The 18,911-nt window shown below is 45.1% G+C and carries 15 protein-coding genes; 4 read left to right on the forward strand and 11 right to left on the reverse strand.

Translation table 11 applies throughout. The annotated features are described in order from the left end of the window. Positions 1-464 precede the first annotated feature (464 nt). The 5 genes from JGK39_RS14340 to JGK39_RS14360 all read right to left on the reverse strand — a co-directional run bounded on the left by JGK39_RS14340 (position 465) and on the right by JGK39_RS14360 (position 5,672). Entirely contained in the window at positions 465-1,682 is a 1,218-nt protein-coding gene (locus JGK39_RS14340; RefSeq protein WP_293245775.1) for a Fic family protein, read from the reverse strand. A 145-nt stretch (positions 1,683-1,827) separates the two neighbouring features. Then, positions 1,828-2,070, reverse strand: a complete 243-nt coding sequence (locus JGK39_RS14345) for a helix-turn-helix domain-containing protein (RefSeq protein WP_293145588.1) — start codon at positions 2,068-2,070, stop codon at positions 1,828-1,830. Between the two features lie 645 nt (positions 2,071-2,715). Next, positions 2,716-3,438: a calcium-binding protein gene (locus JGK39_RS14350; RefSeq protein ID WP_293245773.1), complete on the reverse strand. Its 723-nt coding sequence runs from the start codon at positions 3,436-3,438 to the stop codon at positions 2,716-2,718. 87 nt (positions 3,439-3,525) lie between these two features. Then, complete coding sequence (locus tag JGK39_RS14355) at positions 3,526-3,657, reverse strand: hypothetical protein (protein ID WP_293245771.1); 132 nt, start codon at positions 3,655-3,657, stop codon at positions 3,526-3,528. A 794-nt stretch (positions 3,658-4,451) separates the two neighbouring features. Beyond that, positions 4,452-5,672, reverse strand: coding sequence for a calcium-binding protein (locus JGK39_RS14360; protein WP_293296648.1), 1,221 nt, complete (start codon positions 5,670-5,672; stop codon positions 4,452-4,454). 723 nt (positions 5,673-6,395) lie between these two features. Between JGK39_RS14360 and JGK39_RS14365 the strand changes: the two genes are divergently transcribed. Continuing rightward, positions 6,396-6,974 carry a protein phosphatase gene (locus JGK39_RS14365; RefSeq protein ID WP_293245767.1) on the forward strand — a complete coding sequence of 193 codons (579 nt, stop codon included), beginning with the start codon at positions 6,396-6,398 and terminating at the stop codon, positions 6,972-6,974. A 69-nt stretch (positions 6,975-7,043) separates the two neighbouring features. Here JGK39_RS14365 and JGK39_RS14370 read toward each other — a convergent pair whose 3' ends face one another. The 3 genes from JGK39_RS14370 to rnhA all read right to left on the reverse strand — a co-directional run bounded on the left by JGK39_RS14370 (position 7,044) and on the right by rnhA (position 9,716). Further along, complete coding sequence (locus JGK39_RS14370; RefSeq protein WP_293245765.1) at positions 7,044-7,868, reverse strand: alpha/beta hydrolase; 825 nt, start codon at positions 7,866-7,868, stop codon at positions 7,044-7,046. 121 nt (positions 7,869-7,989) lie between these two features. Continuing rightward, positions 7,990-8,628: a pentapeptide repeat-containing protein gene (locus JGK39_RS14375; protein WP_293245763.1), complete on the reverse strand. Its 639-nt coding sequence runs from the start codon at positions 8,626-8,628 to the stop codon at positions 7,990-7,992. 182 nt (positions 8,629-8,810) lie between these two features. Then, positions 8,811-9,716 (reverse strand): ribonuclease HI, encoded by a 906-nt coding sequence (gene rnhA / locus JGK39_RS14380; protein WP_293245761.1) that lies wholly within the window; start codon positions 9,714-9,716, stop codon positions 8,811-8,813. A gap of 80 nt (positions 9,717-9,796) precedes the next feature. On the opposite strand from rnhA, the gene JGK39_RS14385 reads away from it, so the two are divergent. Continuing rightward, on the forward strand, positions 9,797-14,968 hold the full coding sequence (locus tag JGK39_RS14385; RefSeq protein ID WP_293296650.1) for a CHAT domain-containing protein: 5,172 nt from the start codon (positions 9,797-9,799) through the stop codon (positions 14,966-14,968). Positions 14,969-15,186: 218 nt separating this feature from the next. Next, positions 15,187-16,263: an acyltransferase family protein gene (locus tag JGK39_RS14390; protein ID WP_293296652.1), complete on the forward strand. Its 1,077-nt coding sequence runs from the start codon at positions 15,187-15,189 to the stop codon at positions 16,261-16,263. 45 nt (positions 16,264-16,308) lie between these two features. Here the strand turns inward: JGK39_RS14390 and JGK39_RS14395 are convergent, their stop codons facing one another. Genes JGK39_RS14395 through JGK39_RS14405 form a run of 3 tightly spaced genes read right to left on the reverse strand, consistent with a single transcriptional unit; the run spans position 16,309 to position 17,770 of the window. Further along, positions 16,309-16,485: a hypothetical protein gene (locus JGK39_RS14395; protein ID WP_293296654.1), complete on the reverse strand. Its 177-nt coding sequence runs from the start codon at positions 16,483-16,485 to the stop codon at positions 16,309-16,311. Positions 16,486-16,501: 16 nt separating this feature from the next. Beyond that, on the reverse strand, positions 16,502-17,452 hold the full coding sequence (locus JGK39_RS14400; RefSeq protein ID WP_293296656.1) for a ricin-type beta-trefoil lectin domain protein: 951 nt from the start codon (positions 17,450-17,452) through the stop codon (positions 16,502-16,504). A gap of 12 nt (positions 17,453-17,464) precedes the next feature. Beyond that, positions 17,465-17,770, reverse strand: coding sequence for a hypothetical protein (locus tag JGK39_RS14405; RefSeq protein WP_293296658.1), 306 nt, complete (start codon positions 17,768-17,770; stop codon positions 17,465-17,467). Positions 17,771-18,278: 508 nt separating this feature from the next. Here JGK39_RS14405 and JGK39_RS14410 point away from each other — a divergent pair. Then, a complete protein-coding gene (locus tag JGK39_RS14410; protein WP_293296660.1) occupies positions 18,279-18,848 on the forward strand; it encodes an ATP-binding protein in 570 nt (189 codons plus the stop codon). Positions 18,849-18,911: the final 63 nt, after the last annotated feature.

Here is an 18,911-nt window from a genome sequence, read left to right on the forward strand (position 1 = left end):
TGTCTTACCTGATAAAAAGTTGTCATTAAAATGATGAAAATAGAATTGGTTTAACAATAAGTAAAGGTCAAATAATTACAGCGTAGTTAAACCAATAGGTAAGGTAGAATGGAATTTGCAAGCTGACTATTTATAGGTCGCAGTGCCTATAAACAGACTCAAGCTTTTGATTAAAGTTCTGACAAATTTAAACAGTGCTGCGACTTATCAGCACATCAACAAAATAACTCAACTCCCGGAATCATGTCCAGGACAGTTAGCCACTTAAGCTAGCCACTTAAGAAATGCTACTTTACCGTAATTGCTGCTGGGCTAAACCCCCACAGACGACTCAATATAAATTGCCCGTCTGCCGACATGGATTGACTACCGCCGGAGCTGCTGTTTCCCTGGTTGCCTGCTGAGTCAATGGTTAGGCAACTGGTTAGTAGGGAAAAGGACAACTATTCATCAGCTTCGCTCACTCAAGAATTACTGCTTTTATTCGGTAGTTCAGAAGTTCCATCATCCTGATTCAAAATATCAAGGTACTCCTGATAGAGGTACACCTTATTCCTGGGCTTGCCTGTTACTTCAGTCACGATACCAAGTTGTTGAAGGTCTTCTATTGCACGTTTAACAGTTGGCTTTGTTGTTCCACAAGCGTCTGCGGTTTCAGGAATTCGGATTGCTATCTTTTTCTTTAGGTAATCGTAGACTGTCAAGTTGGACTGCACCGCAACCGACTGGTAAATCGAGCCTTTCCGCGACTGCTCTACTACTTTCCGATCTCGCTCAAACAGCGCCATGAGAGCACGGATTTTCTCCGTAGCCTGATTAGCAATAGTGGTAACACCTTCAAGGAAAAATATCAGCCACTCTTCCCAATTCCCTTGGGTTCTTACTTCTTGAAGTAGACGATAATACTTGTCACGGTGCTTTTTAAAATGAAGGCTCACATAAAGCCACGGTCGTTCCAAAACTCCTTCTTCAACGAGCATGAGTGCTATGAGCATACGACCTACTCGACCGTTACCGTCAAGAAAAGGGTGAATTGTCTCAAATTGCCCGTGTGCAAGTCCGACCTTAAGCAAAACAGGATATTCTGCAGAGTGGAGAAATTTCTCGAACGCACTGAGTATATCTGGTAATTCATGGGGTGGTGGTGGTACAAACATTGCATCACTTGGTTTGCTTCCCCCAATCCAATTCTGGGAACGCCTGAACTCTCCAGGTGCCTTTCGATCGCCGCGAGTTCCACGAACGAGTCGCTCATGCGATTCACGAATTAGGCGTAAGCTGAGTGGCAGCGTTGAGAGCCGTTCAATACCATAGCTCAACGCACCGATATAGTTGGAAACCTCTTGAACATCTTCCAAGACAACTCCCGGTACTGCCTGATTCTCATGAAGAAGCAAATCAGCAATCGATGACTGAGTTCCCTCAATCTGGCTTGATAGCACTGCTTCCTTGCGAATGTAACTATATAGAAGTTCTTCTGGTCCTGGTAGTAGTCGCCCAATCCCATCAAGCCGTCCTAATGCAAACCCAGCGGCTTCCAGCCGTCGCTGAAGCGCTGAATCTACCATAATTGCCGGATCGGGAGGTAGGGGTGCAGGAATGAAGGCTTCATAAGAAGTTTCACCACTGCCCTGCCGCACCCACTGCCCTGCCCGTTCCGATTTCTTAGTAAAGGATGGCATACTTAAAGAATCTCTAGTAAAGTAAATCGATGTTTACTTTACTAGAAATCGTATTGAAAGGCAATTGCGCCTGTTGGTAACTTCGTCAGTTGTCCGACGCAGATGCCATTCATTAGAACTTTGAGGCGATCGACAGGTTTTGATGTTACCATTCTCGATCCCAGCTTGAGGATTTAGTGCCTCTAGGTACCACGTGAATTTCCAAGTTCAACGCGGACAGAATGCGGAATAGCGTGTCGAGTTTGGTGCGATCGGGTTGATTCTCAAAGGCGGAAATGGTTTCCTGGCGCAATCCTACGCGATCGGCGACATCTGCCTGACTGAGCCGATCGATTTTGCGATACTCTCGAACGGTAACGGCTAATTGATTTGCAGAGGTGACTACCATATTTATCCTTTTTATGTGCTATAGCGCATACATCTATTTCTATGTATTATAGCGCATAAAAAACGGGCGATCGATAGACCGAGGCACCTTGATGCGATGCGATATGATGTCGGCGATGGCTATTCTGCAAATCCTAATTTTTGCAAGTGCGATCGAATTGCCAGTGCTCTCTGAAATGTCTTAGCTATTTCGCTAATATCTTGACCGCTAGCATACTAAGGAATGAGAATTAAATAACTTACAATTTTATTATTCTTGTGGGATGGGCGTCCCGCCCGTCCAGAAAAGACGGGCGGGACGCCCATCCCACAAATATGTGTAAGTTATTAAATTTTCGTTCCTAACTATACTTCGGCCCGGCCTAAGCAACCGAACTAAAAAAACCGGGTTTTTTACAAAAACTGCCGCATAAGTGCCAAGCATTATCGTAAAAAACCCAGTTGCTAGCTACGGGTGCATCTCACGCAAGGCGAATATATCCGTAGGGGCTCTCGCATGACCGCAGTCAATATGAGATGATAACTAATAAGTTATATGCGGTCATGCTTCGCCCTCTTCCTTGCGCCAGATGCACCCCTAGCTACCCGTAAGTAAATGCCAAAAACATCAAAGTTTTCAAACAACTTCTAACCAGAAAGAAGAGTCCTAAGGAACGAAAACGATATCCGAACTGGGACGGAATCCACCCGGTATTTTGGCAAATTGCTGGTTTTTAAACGACAGCGCACCAGTGCTGTTGTTGTATTGGAAATCATTGATTGAAGACACTCCCATCCCACTCCTAGAAATTTGAACTTTATCACCTTCCCAGTAATGAAAGTCTTGGATTAAATCAATACCTTCATAGGCGGGGGTGGAGTAAAAAATGAAATTATCTGCTCCAGCACTACCGAAGAGAGTGTCATTTCCTGGTTCACCAGAAAGATTATCGTTGCCATAACCACCGTCGAGGTAGTCATTACCGAAGGAACCAAGTAAGAGGTCGTTGTCATATCCACCGTCAAGGGTGTCGTTACCAGTCCAACCATCTAAGGTGTCGTTACCCCACTCGCCGTAGAGTCGATCGGCAGAATCGTTATTATAGTTAAATAAACCATTGCTACCGTTGATGTAATCATTACCTGCGCCGCCCCAGACGGTATCCGCGCCTTCTTCGCCATAGAGATAGTCATTATCCTCTTCACCGAAGATCTTGTCATTGCCGAAGTATCCCCACAAGGTATCATGCCCAGATCCTCCATACATCGTATCGTTGCCCGCCCCGCCAGATGAGGAGTCGTTACCCGCTAAGGCATAGATAGTATCAGCCCCGCTAGTACCATCCAAATACGTATCGTTGAATGATGTACCGATAATTGGCTTTGCCATCGGAATTTCTCCTGAAATTTATAGTTTGTTTGGTTGTTTGCTCTGATTCTCAAAGTTCAGAACCAATCTGCCAATTGCGAATTAGATTCACAAGCGATCGATTTTGCGATCGAGCAGATACAAGCTGCCGCGATAGGTGAGTGTCGCACTAAACACATTGCTATGAATCTGAGTTAAATGCGAATTAGAACAATCGGAAATGCCACAATAATTAAACATTATTTAGGTAATTTCCTGATTGGTTGAAATCTAACGCTGCACGCTGATATATCTACTTTGTCCTTAGTGACAGCCAATGTCCAGGACATTTAGACAGTTAAGCTAGCCACTTAAGCTAATATCAAAAAACCACCTAGAGATTAAGATTGAAAGATAAATATTACTAATATTTAATTTGTTTTAGCAGGGTTAGATTCAGCTATTCAGTCAGTTATGCTGTCATCTAAACAAACAAAAGAGTGCCCAATGGGTACTCTTTTGTTTGCATCCAGTATTGTAACTAGCACGCTACTATAGACTTGTAGGGTGCGTCAGATTTTTATGTTTCCCAAAAGGTAGGTTGTTGCGCTTCAGCGCTCTTTCTAAATATAACACTGCGAGCTAAAGATTCGCGGACGCTGTTGGGATGAACTCACTCCTTAGAGTTATTGTGTAGCAAGGTATGCGCCTAACAACTCGATTTACAGTCATACCTCATCTATCGCTCGAAAGGCTATATAAAAGAGCGCTTAAGCGCAACAACATACCTGAAAAGAGCGCTTAAGCGCAACAACATACCTGAATTTTGAAAGAGCGCTTAAGCGCAACAACATACCTGAATTTTGAAAGAGCGCTTAAGCGCAACAACATACCTGAATTTTGAAAGAGCGCTCAAGCGCAACAACATACCTAAGATTTAGTGGGGGCAGAACATCCTGTCTGCCCCGTAAATTGCTGATTGAAAATGGTGTAATATCTGAGTTAAACGGACTTAATGTCAAGTCTGTTTAACTCAGATACAATTCAATTCATCCTCATGGTAATAGCACAATATCTCGGGATACTAAGAAGTCTGCTGGCTTATTCTCAAGAGTGGCAAACTTAACTTGACCGAAGAATAAATCACCAGTAGTCTTGCTATAGCTAAATTGGTCGAGGGAAGTAGCACCAAAACTGCGGTGAATTTCAATTTTGTCAACTTCACTCTTCTGGAAGTCTTTAATGGTGTCAATCCCTGTAGGAGCAAAATAGAATCTGAATCCATCTGCGCCTGCACCACCCCACAGAATGTTATTGCCGGCAAGGTCAATATCGCCACCACCAGCTAAGATATCGTTTCCATTACCCCCATAGAGGATGTCGTTGCCACCACCGCCGAAAAGTCGGTCATTATCATCGTTGCCGTAGAGGATATCGTTACCCTTTAAGCCAGAGATGAAGTCATTTCCACTATCACCTAAAAGTGTGTCATTTCCATCATCACCAAGAATGTTATCATTGCCGCCTCTACCATTGATTTTATCGTCTCCACCCTCACCTCTGATGAAGTTCTTGCCGGCGTTACCTAGAATATAATTATTCAATTCGTTACCGGTACCATCAGCAGCACCTGCATCAGTCAATGTCAGGTTTTCGACGTTTGCGCCTAAAGTATAGGTTTTGGCGGTGACTACTGTATCAATGCCTTCACCTGGTTTTTCGGTAACTAAATCGGCATCATTATCAACAAGAAATTGGTCATTACCTGTACCACCATACATTTCGTCGGCGCCAGAACCACCATAGAGTTGGTCATCTCCAGTACCACCATAGATTTGGTCGTCTCCATCGCCACCATTTAGGAAGTCGTTACCGCCTGCACCAAATAAGTAGTCGCGATCGCCCAAACCATACATCGAGTTGTTGGCATCGTTGCCTACCATAGCATTGTGGGCGTTGTTGCCCGTGCCGTCAATGGCTGCGGTTCCTTTCAAAAACAGGTCTTCGACATTTGCTCCCAAAGTGTAGCTGACGGTGGATTCTACTCGATCGATACCTTCGGCAGTATTTTCGACAACTACGTCAGCAATATTATCGACAAAGTAGGCGTCATTACCGCTACCACCATACATTTTGTCTGCACCAGAACCACCATCAAGCTCATCCTCTCCGGCTTTACCGTAGAGTGTGTCGTTACCTGCAAACCCTGTGAGGGTATCGTTGTCAGGTGTGCCATGTAGTAAGTCGTTATTGGGAGTACCTGGAATGTTAGCCATCTTAATTTTCTCCAAAACAATGATGAATTTGTCTGAACTGTATCGGGCGATAGAAAGTGTCGCGATACGTTAAGAACTTATCTGCAATTTGTGAATTAGAGTGGCAATTTGCAGATACAAGCTGCGGCGATAGGTGAGCGTCGCACTCAAAACTTTGCTGTGAATTTGAGTGAAATGCGAATGGGAACAATAGGAAATACTGCAATACTGAAACAGTATGAGGTAGATTTCCTGATTTGTTGAAATCTAACGCGGCACTCGATATATCAACTTTCTCCTGATTTATGGTGAACGTCCAGGACAGTTAGACATTTAAGCTAGCCACTTAATTTTTGCTGCACTAATTACTGAATCGTTAAGTCTGAAAGCTACGTCATGCAAGATTTTTGGTTTTTACAAAGATGGTCGTGTTTAACGATTCAGTCACTTAGGGTGTAATTCAAAATAATAAAAAATACTTATTGGGTGCAGGTGCATCTCAATGAATGTAAATTTATGAAAAAAGGGCTATAATGAAAAGGCAAGTAAGAACGAAAAAAAAATCAGATAAAAAATGATATGGTGGTTTTCAGAAAGATAAGGTAGGACTGACAGATTCTAGAACCTATAAACGTATAGGGCTAAAGCCCAACAACATACCTCATATTTTTGATAGAGGCTATAGCTTAACACTAAGAATATCTAAAATTTTTTAAGTTATTTTAGGAGTTAAATTGAGGGCTGATGTACAAGTTTGCGGCGGCTGCGGAGGATGAATTAGTTGTGTTTGGTGCTGCCAAACCGGGATACCGCGATCGCGAAGTTGCTGGCTGGATTGATTTTATGCGGCGCCAGAAGATCGATCGAGTTTGCTGCTTGCTTCCTGAGAGACAACTCATCGGCTATTCTGACTTGCTGGGAAGCTATGGAAATGTTTTTGGGTGCGATCGCGTTTGCTGGGCTCCGATCGCAGATTTTGAATTGGCCGATCGCGAAATTTTAGTCGATCGCATTTTACCGTTTTTGGCATCGGCAAATCGATCGGGCGATCGCGCGGTGGTTCACTGCGGTGGCGGAATTGGGCGCACAGGACAGGTTTTGGCTGCTTGGTTGGTTAGCGGGCGGGGTTTTTCTAACCAAAAGGCGATCGCGGCTGTGAAAAAAACTGGCAGAAATCCCTATGAAGCTGCGATCGCTGCTGTTTTCAAAGGTAGAAATCCGTGGAAAGTCGCTGCTGAACTTGATGCTTTGTTGGATGATTGCCGTTGTGCTTTTGATACGGTTGGTAGTGCGGACTTCAGTCCGCATAATGCTGCGGACTGAAGTCCGCACTACGAACCAATCTGATTGTGGTCAATCCACCGGACATGACTAATGACTAATGAGTGATGACTAATCACTAATCAGTGCCGCCGCCACCGCTTCCGCGAAGGGAACCGGCGCATCGAGCTGCAACCAGTGGCTGGTTTCTGGTATCACGGTGGTGGCAATTTGGGGGCGGAGTAGGTGGAGGCTGAAGGGCCAGGAGTTGGCCGGCGCGAGGACTGCTGAGATTTGAGTGCCCGGAGTTGCAAGGATGCGATCGATCGCACCAACTGCATTGTAAGCAAACATACCTTTGTACATACCGATGAGGCGATCGCGCGGCGTGGCCCGGAGGCGGGCGATCGTGGTTTCGCGCGTCGCAGTTGTACCGCCTTCGAGGGCTTGGACGAACTTTTCCTCTGCTGCTGCGCGGTAGCCGTCGCCCGCTAGGGCTGCGAGGAAGGGAACCATCTGTTCTTCGTATACGGAGGGTGGCAGGTAGTTAAAGTCACCGGGAGGATCGGCTAGGATGACGCGGGTGATGCGGGTTGGGGCGGTGGATGCGGTGGCGAGGACGACGAGGGCCCCGAAGCTGTGCCCGATGAGGGCTACTTGGGGGATGTTCAGTGCGTCGAGGACGGCGATGATGTCGGCGGCGCAGCTATCGGGGGTGTAGTCCCCGTCTGCGGGCGGATCGGATGCGCCGTGGCCCCGGAGGTCGATCGCCAGAATGCGCTGGTTTTCTGGTAAATTGGCGCGCAAAAGTGCGATCGTCTCGTCCCAGACTCCGAGGTGGTATGCCATACCGTGTACTAACACGACGGGGATGGGTTGTGGTTCTGCGCTGCTTGCTGCGATCGTATCGGTGAGATTGAGTCGCCCCGCTGGGCCGGTGACAGTTGCAATGTGCATAAAATACTTGGACTTTAACGTTGTTCGGATTGGTCCGCAAAAGCGGACTTCAGTCCGCAGCATTATGCGGACTGAAGTCCGCTTTTGCGGACCTTAATCTGCTGTCGCCCAGCCACTTATTTTACTCAACGATCGCCTCATTTAAGCTTGTTTTTCTTAAGTCGGCTCTCCCTAAATTTGCACCTCTTAAATCGGCATTTTTAAAGTTAGTATTGCTTAAATCTGCCCAACTCAAATCTGCACCTCTTAAATCGGCGTCTGATAAATTAGCACCAGCTAAATTAGCCCTCACAAGTTGCGCTCCACTCAAATTGCTGCCGCTCAAATTTGCTCCTGGCAACTGTGCTGCTGTTAAGTTGGCTTTGCTTAAATTAGTGCTGCCCAGGTCAGCTATATTCAATTTGGCATAACTCAAATCAATATTTTCCAAGCAAACTTCACGCAATTGGGCGCATCTCAAGTTGGCATTAATAAAAAATCTTTCTCCAACAGCGTAACGGCGCAGAAATTCGTCAACTCCCAGTCGAATTAAAATTGTTTCGCAAGCATTTTGGTAGCACCACGATGTCTCCACCAAACTAGCGGCTGCTTCAATTGCCACCTTGTCAGATTTAGGTATAACCAAGCTATTGCAGCCATCCCAGTCACCGTTGAGCATGAATGCCATGTCAGAAGCTGCTGCAATTGAGTCGCACAGCAAAACGGTTTCTTGCTTGGGTTGCAGCCAGTTCATTAAACCGAGCAAACTCTGGTTTTTCACTGTTTATTCATGATTTATTTATCTTTCTTAATTATAGGTGAAATTATTTTTAATGTCTTGAAATGGGTAAGGTGCGCCTAGCGCACCTACCCTTAGAGTTCTGGAAATTAGTCTTAGATATCGCAGCAGCCAGAAGGCACTTGTCAGTATCTGACTGATGGCTGACGACTGAGGACTGATGATTAATCAGTTGTACTAACGTGGTCGATGCGTTCTAATTGCCAGAGAATTTGGTTGCCCTCGCGGCGCACGCGAGAAACTACCCAGTTGCGCCACACCCAGTTGTCTCCGCGGCTGGTGACAGCGCTGGCATTTACATCCATCAAATCAGCCAGTTCAGAACTGGTAATCAAGTAGCCTTTGGTGGCAACTTCGTCAGCTATGTGCAACGTCTCGATCAGGTTGCGGAGTTCCTGAACCCTCACCTCGCGGGGTAAGTTCTCCAGGGTATCGGCTGTTGAATCCATCATGGTAGAGTTGGAGATCGGAAGGTCAGAAGTTATGACATAGGATTCTATCGTTTTGTTACCAGTTGTGTCCGTTTCTTCCAAAACAATTGGGTTTTCAATGTCTGGGGGCGATGCCTCCCTGTTCGCCCCAGCCTCATCTGCTGTTGGTTTGTGCTGTTGCAGTTGGGGGGTGCGATTGTGCGAGAAGCTGCGGGCGATTTCGTCGCACCTGTCGTTGTAAAAGTCGCCGGAGTGGCCGCGGACGTGTTCCCATTTGATTTGGCGCGAGTTCAGCTTGTCTAGCAGGTGCCAGAGGTCTTGGTTGACGACATCTTTGCCGGTTGAGGTTTTCCAGCCTTTGTTTTTCCAGCCTTGAATCCATTTGGTGATGCCGTTTTTAACGTATTCGCTGTCGGTGTAAACGGTGACTGGTTCGGTTTGACCGGAATTGGCAAAAAATTCGAGTGCAGCGACGGCAGCCTGCATTTCCATGCGGTTGTTGGTGGTTTGAGGGTCTCCCCCTCCGAGTTCGTGACATTTGCCGTCGGCGAAGCAAACTACTGCACCCCAACCGCCGGGGCCTGGGTTGCCGGAACAAGCGCCGTCTGTGTACAAGCTTTTGATTGTGGGAGTTGTCATGGGTTAATTAATTTGTTATTTACGATTATTTTGTTCGCGGGTGCGATAATTGAGGGAAATTGCGATCGACTGTAGCTGTTATGAAAAACGCCAACTTAAAGATTAAAAAGGTCGGGCTATTTATTTGTCCGTTTTCTTTGTTAATTTTTAATACTTTCGCACAGGCGCAAACAGTCGTGCCTGCTGCTGACGGTACTGGCACTGCTGTCACCCGCAGCGGCAACCGCTACGATATTAACGGTGGCAGTTTGTCGGGAGACGGGGCGAATCTTTTTCACAGTTTTGGACAGTTCGGCTTGAATGAAGGTCAAGTTGCTAATTTTCTGACTAATTCGGCTATTCAAAATATATTAGCTCGCATTGCTGGCTCGAACCCTTCGCTAATTAATGGTTTAATTACTGTCACGGGCGGCAATTCTAATCTGTTTTTAATTAATCCGGCGGGGATGATGTTTGGCCCGAACGCGAGTTTGAATGTGCCGGGTGCTTTCACTGCAACTACTGCGACGAATGTCGGTTTTGGTTCTAATTGGTTTAATGCGGCAGGTACCAATAATTTTAGTGCCTTAGTTGGTGCGCCAAATGCTTTTTATTTTGGGGGGAATCAACCGGGAAGTATTGTTAATGCTGGCAATTTGGCTGTGACTCCGGGGCAGAGTTTGACTTTGCTGGGCGGTACTGTTGTGAGTACGGGGCAGTTGTCGGCACCGGGCGGGCAAATTACTGTGGCTGCTGTTGGGGGCGAGAATGTTTTACGCATCACTCAACCGGGGCTTTTGTTGAATTTGGAAATAGCAACTAATCCTAATTTAGGGAATTCTCCACAAGGTTTAAATGCTGTTTCTTTGCCGCAGTTGCTGACAGGTTCTGGCCAAAATCAGGCGGCGGGTGTTGCGGTTGCTGCGGATGGTAGCGTGCGGCTTGTGGACTCTGGTTTGCAGGTGAATTCTGGGGATGTGGCGATCGCTGCTGGGACTACAGCAGATTTCAGCGTGGAGGGCGGGCACGGGGGCACCGCCCCTACGGAAACCGGCTTGTCTGTACTTCCGCAGGTGAATGCGGGAAGTGCGACTGTTTCGGCTGCGGGAAATCTGACGTTAGCGGGGGCTAGGCTGCAAACTGCGGGGGATTTGAACTTGCTGGCACGGGATGCGGTGCGGGTTCGCGATCGCGTGCAGAATCCTTTTTTGGCACAAGCTGGGGGGAATTTAGAGATTCGGGCCGATCGCGCGATCGACATTCTCACCTTAAACGCTACGGGCGGCTTATCTCTTCCCCCGCAATTCCAAAGCGGCGGCAATTTGAGTTTAGTCAGCAACGGTGTAATTTCTGGGGATGCTCACTTTGCTTCGAGGGGCAATTTTTCGGTGCGGAATCTGTCGGGAATGCCGGGAAATTTTGTCAGTTTATTTGACCCGATTATCAGTTCCGAAGGTGATGTTTTCTTTGGAGATTATACGGGGGTTTCGCTGAAAGTTGAGGCGAGGGGCAGCATTGTGGGCGAGGAAATTACAATTACTGGCCCGGATGTTGCATTGCGGACTGAAAATGCGAATCCCGACGATCCAGATATTGCTATTTTAACCAGGAGTCCGGCTTTGATTCTGCGGGCGGGAGTAGCAAATTTGGCAAATCCGGTGAATGTTTCTCCTGACAGTTTGGGCGAGGATGCCAGTTTTACTCCCGGGCCTGTTTTAGGCAGTAATTTGATTGCTGTGGAAAATATTGTAGCAGGCGGGCCGGTGATTTTGTCGGCGACGGGAAATGTGGCAACTAGAGATATTAATGGCGGTCAAATTAATCTCGAAAGCAGGCAAGGGGCGGTGATAGTTGGAGGTAGATTAACGTCTGGTTCGACGATTAATATTCAAGCTGTTAATAATATTATATTGAGAAATGACATCGCTCCGGCTGATATCAACGGCAATATTACTGTGAATTCGACTGCGGGTAATATTGTAACGGGTGCGATCGACACTGGGAATTCTGGGGCGATCGCACTTACAGCATCCGGCAATGTCAATTTTGGGACTTTGCGGGGTTCTCAAGTTAATGTTACCAGCAACTCCGGCGCTCTGGGAACGTTGAACGAACCCAATACAATTGTGCCGAATACTTCACCTGCCAGCGTTACAGCCACCGAGAATCTCAGTTTGACAGCTCCTGGAGGCTTAAACGTGGGGAACCTCACGGGTGCGACTGTTACCGCCACCAGCAGCACCGGAAGTGTCGCTACGGGTGCGATCGCCTCTGCGGGAGATGTCAGAGTTGTAGCGGGAGGGCAAATCAGTACAGCGCCCATCACTGTTAATCCGGCCGCCACAAATCCCGTTAATCCTACTACTCCCACAGTCAATCTGGACGCGAACACTAATATTAATGTAGCCTCGGTTAATGCTCCCACTGCCACCGTTGCTTTGAGAGCAACCAACAACTTAACTGCCGGAAATTTGCAGGGGGGAACCGTGGATGTTTCCAGCACTGCGGGGAATATTACAACTGCTAATACTGCATCAACAGGAAATATCAATGTCAGAGGTGCGGGGAATGTAATTTCAGGAAATTTGCAGGGTATTGGAGTTAATGTCACCAGCAATTCGGGAACTGTTACTACTGGTAATACCAACGCAACAGGTAATGTTGATTTGACGGCTTCGGGCAATTTAACTGCGGAAAATTTGCAGGGAGTTGGAATTAATCTTAACAGCACTGCGGGAAATGTCACCGCTGGTAATATAACCGCTTCCGAACAAGTTGGGATTTCGGCGGGGCAGCAAATTCAAACCGGGACTGTTAATATTACTCGCCCTACCGCACAGCCTGTTAATCCCCTGGCGGCGGTAAATCTCAATGCTCAAAATAATATTAGCGCGGCCGGGATAAATGCTCCTGCTGCGAGCATTGTTTCGAGAACACCTACTAATTTTACTGCGGGGAATTTGCAAGGAAATACTGTTGATGTTATTAGCGGTGGCAATATTGCGATCGGCAATACTGTGTCAACGGGAAATGTCAATTTACAAGCTGCGGGAAATGTGACTGCGGGTAATTTGCAGGGAGTTGCTGTTGATGTTAATAGCCGCCGGGGAAATGTTATCACTGGGAATATTAATGCTGCGGAAATTGTGGAAATTTTAGCGGCAGGGCAAATCAGAACTGAGGCAATAAATGTTAATGTTTTGGGACGCGATCGCAATCCCGCAGTCAATATTAACGCTCAAAATGATATTAGCATTGCATCAATCAATGCTCCGGGCGGTACGGTGAATATCGAGACTCCGGGTTTGGTGCGAGTGACGGGTACTTTTGACCAAAACGGCACTCCTGTGAGTATCTCGACTGTTGGCGGCACTCAACCGGGTACTGTGAGGATCGCCCACGGGGGCGGGGATGTCAATCCGCCGACGCCCTTTGCGGTGGGAAATCCGACGACTAACGGGACTGCTGGGGCGATCGCGAGCAATGCTTCTGGTACGATTACTGAGGGACAATCTTTCATCAATTCTTACACTCAGGGCAATAGTGCGATCGTCACTACCAACCAACCAATTAATCCCGACAATCCCAACAATCCCAACAATCCCAACAATCCAAATAATCCCAACAATCCACTGAATCCACTGAATCCAAATAATCCCAACAATCCAAATAATCCCAACAATCCGAATAATCAGAATAATCAGAATAATCCACTCAATCTCAACAATCAGAATAATCAGAATAATCCACTCAATCCAAATAATCCACTCAATCCCATCGATCGCAATAACCCAAATTCGCCGCCACCATCCCCAAGCGGTAGATTTCCCTTAGATAAATCGCGAGCGATTTTTCCCGATTCCAACCAACCCTTTAACCCCGAACAGCGGCAGAACCAAAATAGAATATCCCGAGATTTAGGAAAACCCGGAGAAAGGATACCACCGGAAAGAATGCAATCTCCGAGAGGACTCAGAAATTTCCTCAGTGGAAATCCCAGAGAACCCGTTTTTGGGCCACCATTTCGCAGTGACATCAGCAGGAACTTGGATGCCGGCCAAATATCCGCAGCTTTACCTCTGCTGGAAAAATCTTTTGGTCAAGAATTCGAGCAATATTTCGGTCTTAACATCAGCAAGGATTTACTATCGGCAGACGACATCAAGAAAAAATTAGTATCGGTGGGCGCAGAAACGAAAACGAAACCCAGCTTAATTTATCTGTTTTCGCGATCGGAAAAATTAGATTTAATGTTAGTAGATTCTTGCGGTGCAGTGGTTCACAAAACTGTGCCGGAAGCGCACCGGGAAGAACTGCTGAAACTTGTAACTACGTTCAGGAATGAGATTACTAATCCAGCCAGACGTAATACTACGAGTTATCTATCATCTGCCCAAAAGCTTTATAAGTGGATGGTTGAGCCTTTGGAGGAGAATTTGAAAAAGTGCGAAACTGATACTATTTCTTTTGTAGTCGATCGCGGTTTGAGAGGTATGCCCTTTGCTGCTTTGCACGACGGAAAGCAATTTTTGATCGAAAAGTACAATCTCAGCCTCATGCCCAGCATTAACTTAACAGATACTCGCTACGTAGATATCAGAAAATCTCAAGTTTTAGCAATGGGTGCGGATCAATTTTCGGAGTTGAATCCTTTACCGGCGGTTCCTGCGGAAATAGCGGCTATTTCGCGAGAATGGCCGGGAGTTAGTTTTCTGAATGAGGGTTTCACCTTCGATAATTTGAAGCGACAGCATCAAAGCCGACCTTTTGGGATTATTCACTTAGCTACTCACGGCGAATTTCGTCCGGGGCTGCCGAATAATTCTTTTATTCAGTTGTGGGATAGTCGGTTAAGACTGAACCAATTGCGTGATTTAAGATTGAATAATCCGCAGGTAAATCTATTAGTTTTAAGTGCTTGTCGGACTGCGGTGGGTGATGAAAGTGCGGAGTTGGGTTTTGGGGGTTTGGCGCTGCAAGCGGGGGTGCAAACGGCTTTGGGGAGTTTGTGGTATGTTTCGGATGAGGGTACTTTGGGATTGATGGCTGAGTTTTACCAGCATTTGAAGACTGCGCCAATTAAGGCGGCGGCACTGCGAGAAGCGCAAATTGCGATGTTGCGGGGAGATGTGCGTTTGGAGGGCGGCAGGTTGCGGGGTTCGAGTCGGGGTGAGGGAGTGGAGTTGCCGCAATCTTTGCAAGGGTTTGCGGATTTGCAGTTGTCGCATCCTTATTATTGGTCGGCTTTTGTAATGATTGGGAGCCCGTGGTGAAGCAGGATTAAAAATTAATGTAAGGTAGAAATTTGCACCGGACTTTCAGGATTAATTAATTGACAATATTGGTAAAGTAAAGTAAGATGGAAAACTAGATAGTTAACTATAAGATATTAGACAGAAAATGACAAGGAAGAAAGTCATAAAGGCATCATAAGTAGATTGGTTCAATCAAAGACAAAATATTCGATAGTGTAGGAATCAATTAAAATAAAATGAGTAACCTAGCTGAGCAAAAATCAAGTAGCAGTCGAATTTCTTGGATAGACAATTTAAGAGCTTTTGGTATGTTATCGATCATCTTGGTGCATACAGGGCGTCTAGATAGTAAATTTGATTTATATGTAAGTGCATTGGTTATGCCTTTATTTTTTTTAATTTCTGGATTTTTTGTCAAAGAATCTATTAAACAACAAAAATTTATTGATTTTGTCAAAATCCGGGCTCAGCGGCTACTAATTCCTTATCTAAGTTTTGGCATTTTTAGCTACATCATGTGGTTTTTCATAATAGGAAAAATCAAAAAAGATGTGCTACCTATAAATCCAATAGTACACTTTTTGACTAATATTTTTTACGGGGTTGGAGGTTGGGGATGGCTAGATTTTAACATTACGCTTTGGTTTTTTCCATGTTTGTTTGTCACGGAAATACTCTTCTTTTTCCTAATTCGTTTACCGTCTCGTAAAAGCCTAGGAGTTGCGCTGTTTAGTTTATCTGTTATTGGCTACTTTTTGTTTGAAGTAGTCGATAGCGAAAAATTTAGACTGCCCTTTGGCCTTGACATTGCCTTAACAGCAGTAGTTTTCTACGGTTTAGGCTATTTAGTTAAACCTCATGTTTTGAATGATGGCTTTAAAGCGTGGTATCAATGGCCATTTTTGCTACTGGGAACATTAGCTTATATCGTGTTTTCAAATCTCAATGAGCCAAGTGCTTTTATTATTGGAAATTTTGGTAAAAACTATTTCTATTTTTACTTAGCTGCACTGTCGGGAATATTATTTTGGGCACAGATTTCTCGATTGATTAAGCCGAATAAGCTTTTTACAGAAATCGGTAAAAATACTCTGGTAATTTTTCCGTTGCATCTGTTGCTATTTCCATTTTTTACAGGTGTTTTAGTCTATGTGTTTAAAGTACCTAAGAGTGCGATAGAACACTCAAATATTGTTGCCTTAGCTTACACGATATTATCTGCATTGATCCTGATTCCGATCGCTTGGGGTTTGAATCGCTATGTGCCATTTTTACTGGGATACAGCCCTCAGAGAAAAAGTATCAATCAGTGAATGCTCGCACTTGTGCTGAAGACATTTATAGTGAAGTTAACTGGTTTAACTGATTTTATCGGGAAAGGTCGATCGCCCGTATGTTGCAGTTAGCAGGGGCGATCGACCTTTTGAGCTATTTTTTCGGTTTTGTGCGCCACCAGGTGATGCTGGCTGAGAAAAGGGCGATCGCGCTTTTTGAGAATTTGGGGTAAAAGAGCGATCGCTTGACTCAATCTTCACCAAGAAGATTTATTTATTATTGACTGGATCTGAAAGAGCTGGGAAGGGATGAAGGTGTTAGGTTATAGCCATCAATGCTAAAGTTTTTGCTAGGAAATCCCATGTGAAGATGAACTCCCGTCCATACAGCGCACTTCGGGTTTAAAGGGGCTAAAGAAGCAACAACACCAATTTGATCTCCTTGATTATAGGTTTTACCCCTCGAAATACTACTAGCAGCGACGTGAATTAATGAGTAATATTGCCCATTAGAAGCTTGTAATTGGATCGCCCAATGATTATTGCCAGCATTGCAAGCGGATATAACTGTTGACTTAATAGGAGCAAGAACTGCTTGACCACCGTTTAATCCGAAATCCAAACTGCTCAAACCATAGCCATCAGTATGCCAAGTTTGATTGCGCGAAACCGGCCCTCCACGCCAAGGCAGTTTCCATGTTGTTGCTACAACATTAGCACTGCTTTTCCAGCGTTGGTTTGCATTATTACGCTCGCACTTAATTAGATGAATTCTGCCATTATTACTACGACTAGGAGAATCAACACAGAAATCACTTTTTCCACTATTTCCCGCACTACGGCGGATCAAAAACTCTCCATTGCCAACATTTTCTAAATGCCAGTTTTGATCGACATCGTTACCATTGCAAGGCCAGACATTAATTTCCCTATTATCGGCAAGATAATGAGCATTTAAGCACTTTCCTGTAGAACGATGACGTAACAGTGTTCCCCATTTACCATTCGATGAGATGTCAAATTGTTGGTCTGGATCGTTACTATTATGTTGATAGATAGACATCCGAGGATTACCCTCAATTAACCGAAAAGAGTTATTTGTATTCAGTGCATATCCGCCATTTACCTGAAAAGTTTCCCAGGCTTGAGCTGCTGCTTGTGCGGTAACAGCTAAAAAAAGACTAGCAATGGCGATTGCAGCAATTTTTTGAATTTTATTGAAATTCATTGTCATACTCCTTTAATGCTGAGTAATTGGATTAGTTACGACGGGAATATTCCAGCCCATTTTTTTTGCAGTATCAGAGCTAAAACAGGCAATATCACCACCTTTTTCCCGACAGACTTGGGCATTCAACCAATAAGGTTTACTCCATTTATCCCATTTAATATTGGCAGTAGCATTGATTGTTTTTGGTTGAGCTTCTGATTCTACATCAACCGGATCTCCACCTCCTGCTTTGGCTGTATCACCTGAAAACACAATAGCTAATTCCAGAATCAGTAAAACAGTCAATCGCAATACAATATTTAGTGATTTTGACATTTTGTTTTGTCTAGCGAGTTTTGGGTTGACTAGGAAAACAGCGAGGATGAAATCAAAATTACCAACTTAGAGTTTTCACTTAGGTGATTCATACTTGAATTGCCTAATAAAACTATATTGCAATGGCTATTCAAAAAAGGCAATACATAAAGTTCACCATCTTTTACCCTCTGTTCAGTGATAAAGTTCATAAATTTCATAAAGTTAATAAATTTTTTGGTATAATTTTTATAAGAAATCTGGAGTTGGCTAAATTATGGATATTGAAGAAGTGTTAAGATGGTTAAATCTGTCGGTAGAGGAGTACACAGGAGAGGAGCTAAGCGTACTGCGAAGGGAGATTATTACCCAATTCTGGGAGGGTAAGACATATGAGGAGATGAAGGTTTCTAACTATAAGGTTAGCTATATAGAAACAAATTTAGGTCCCAAGTTATTGAAACTACTTTCAGAGGTGACAGGAAAAAAGATAACTAAAAAAAACCTTCGCATAGTTCTGGAAGAGGCCATGAAGGAACGATCGCACGCCTCACCTCCACAGACACCGCCGCCGCAAGTGGCGATCGCTCACCCCAGTCAAGCTCAACACGATCAAAGCTTTGCACTCCCTGAAAAAATCGCACCTGTCAAGAATTGGGTAGGGCGATCGCGCGAACTCGATACCCTAAAATCCCAGATTTTCGATCCAGATACCAGGGCTATTACAATCACCGCCGTTTGTCTCGTTGGTTTAGCTGGGATTGGCAAAACCACTCTCACCAGTCAGCTAGTCCGCGAGCTACAAGCTGAAAACGCCCCTTTTACCGTTGCAGCTTGGGAAACTTTGCGATCGCCCACTGGCAAAGCCCCTGGATTTGATAGCATTATTGATTCTCTATTGTTCACCCTTTCAAATGGCGAAATTTCTGCCGCTACTACTCAAAATGACTGTCGTCAAAAGACAGAGATGTTGATAAGATTATTGAAAAAACAATCTTGTCTAATTGTGCTGGATAATGTCGAAACTGTCTTGCAAACGGGGCAAGCTTCCAGAACAGGGTATTTTGGCTCTTCTGGGTTTGCGGTGAAAACTGTATAATATAGGAACTTTACGCTAGAGGCTAAGCTTATGGATTTTCATCTTGACGGATTACTCAATTTG

This window comes from Microcoleus sp. PH2017_12_PCY_D_A, assembly GCF_020738565.1.
In the GTDB taxonomy this organism is placed as follows: Bacteria; Cyanobacteriota; Cyanobacteriia; order Cyanobacteriales; family Microcoleaceae; genus Microcoleus.

Excerpts from the sequence above, each read along its gene's own strand:
- JGK39_RS14405 (WP_293296658.1), bottom strand. The coding sequence starts at position 17,770 with ATGTCAAAATCACTAAATATTGTATTGCGATTGACTGTTTTACTGATT.
- JGK39_RS14385 (WP_293296650.1), top strand. The coding sequence starts at position 9,797 with ATGAAAAACGCCAACTTAAAGATTAAAAAGGTCGGGCTATTTATTTGT.
- rnhA (WP_293245761.1), bottom strand. The coding sequence starts at position 9,716 with ATGACAACTCCCACAATCAAAAGCTTGTACACAGACGGCGCTTGTTCC.
- JGK39_RS14370 (WP_293245765.1), bottom strand. The coding sequence starts at position 7,868 with ATGCACATTGCAACTGTCACCGGCCCAGCGGGGCGACTCAATCTCACC.
- JGK39_RS14400 (WP_293296656.1), bottom strand. The coding sequence starts at position 17,452 with ATGAATTTCAATAAAATTCAAAAAATTGCTGCAATCGCCATTGCTAGT.
- JGK39_RS14390 (WP_293296652.1), top strand. The coding sequence starts at position 15,187 with ATGAGTAACCTAGCTGAGCAAAAATCAAGTAGCAGTCGAATTTCTTGG.
- JGK39_RS14350 (WP_293245773.1), bottom strand. The coding sequence starts at position 3,438 with ATGGCAAAGCCAATTATCGGTACATCATTCAACGATACGTATTTGGAT.
- JGK39_RS14340 (WP_293245775.1), bottom strand. The coding sequence starts at position 1,682 with ATGCCATCCTTTACTAAGAAATCGGAACGGGCAGGGCAGTGGGTGCGG.
- JGK39_RS14355 (WP_293245771.1), bottom strand. The coding sequence starts at position 3,657 with ATGTTTAATTATTGTGGCATTTCCGATTGTTCTAATTCGCATTTAACT.
- JGK39_RS14360 (WP_293296648.1), bottom strand. The coding sequence starts at position 5,672 with ATGGCTAACATTCCAGGTACTCCCAATAACGACTTACTACATGGCACA.
- JGK39_RS14345 (WP_293145588.1), bottom strand. The coding sequence starts at position 2,070 with ATGGTAGTCACCTCTGCAAATCAATTAGCCGTTACCGTTCGAGAGTAT.
- JGK39_RS14410 (WP_293296660.1), top strand. The coding sequence starts at position 18,279 with ATGAAGGAACGATCGCACGCCTCACCTCCACAGACACCGCCGCCGCAA.
- JGK39_RS14365 (WP_293245767.1), top strand. The coding sequence starts at position 6,396 with ATGTACAAGTTTGCGGCGGCTGCGGAGGATGAATTAGTTGTGTTTGGT.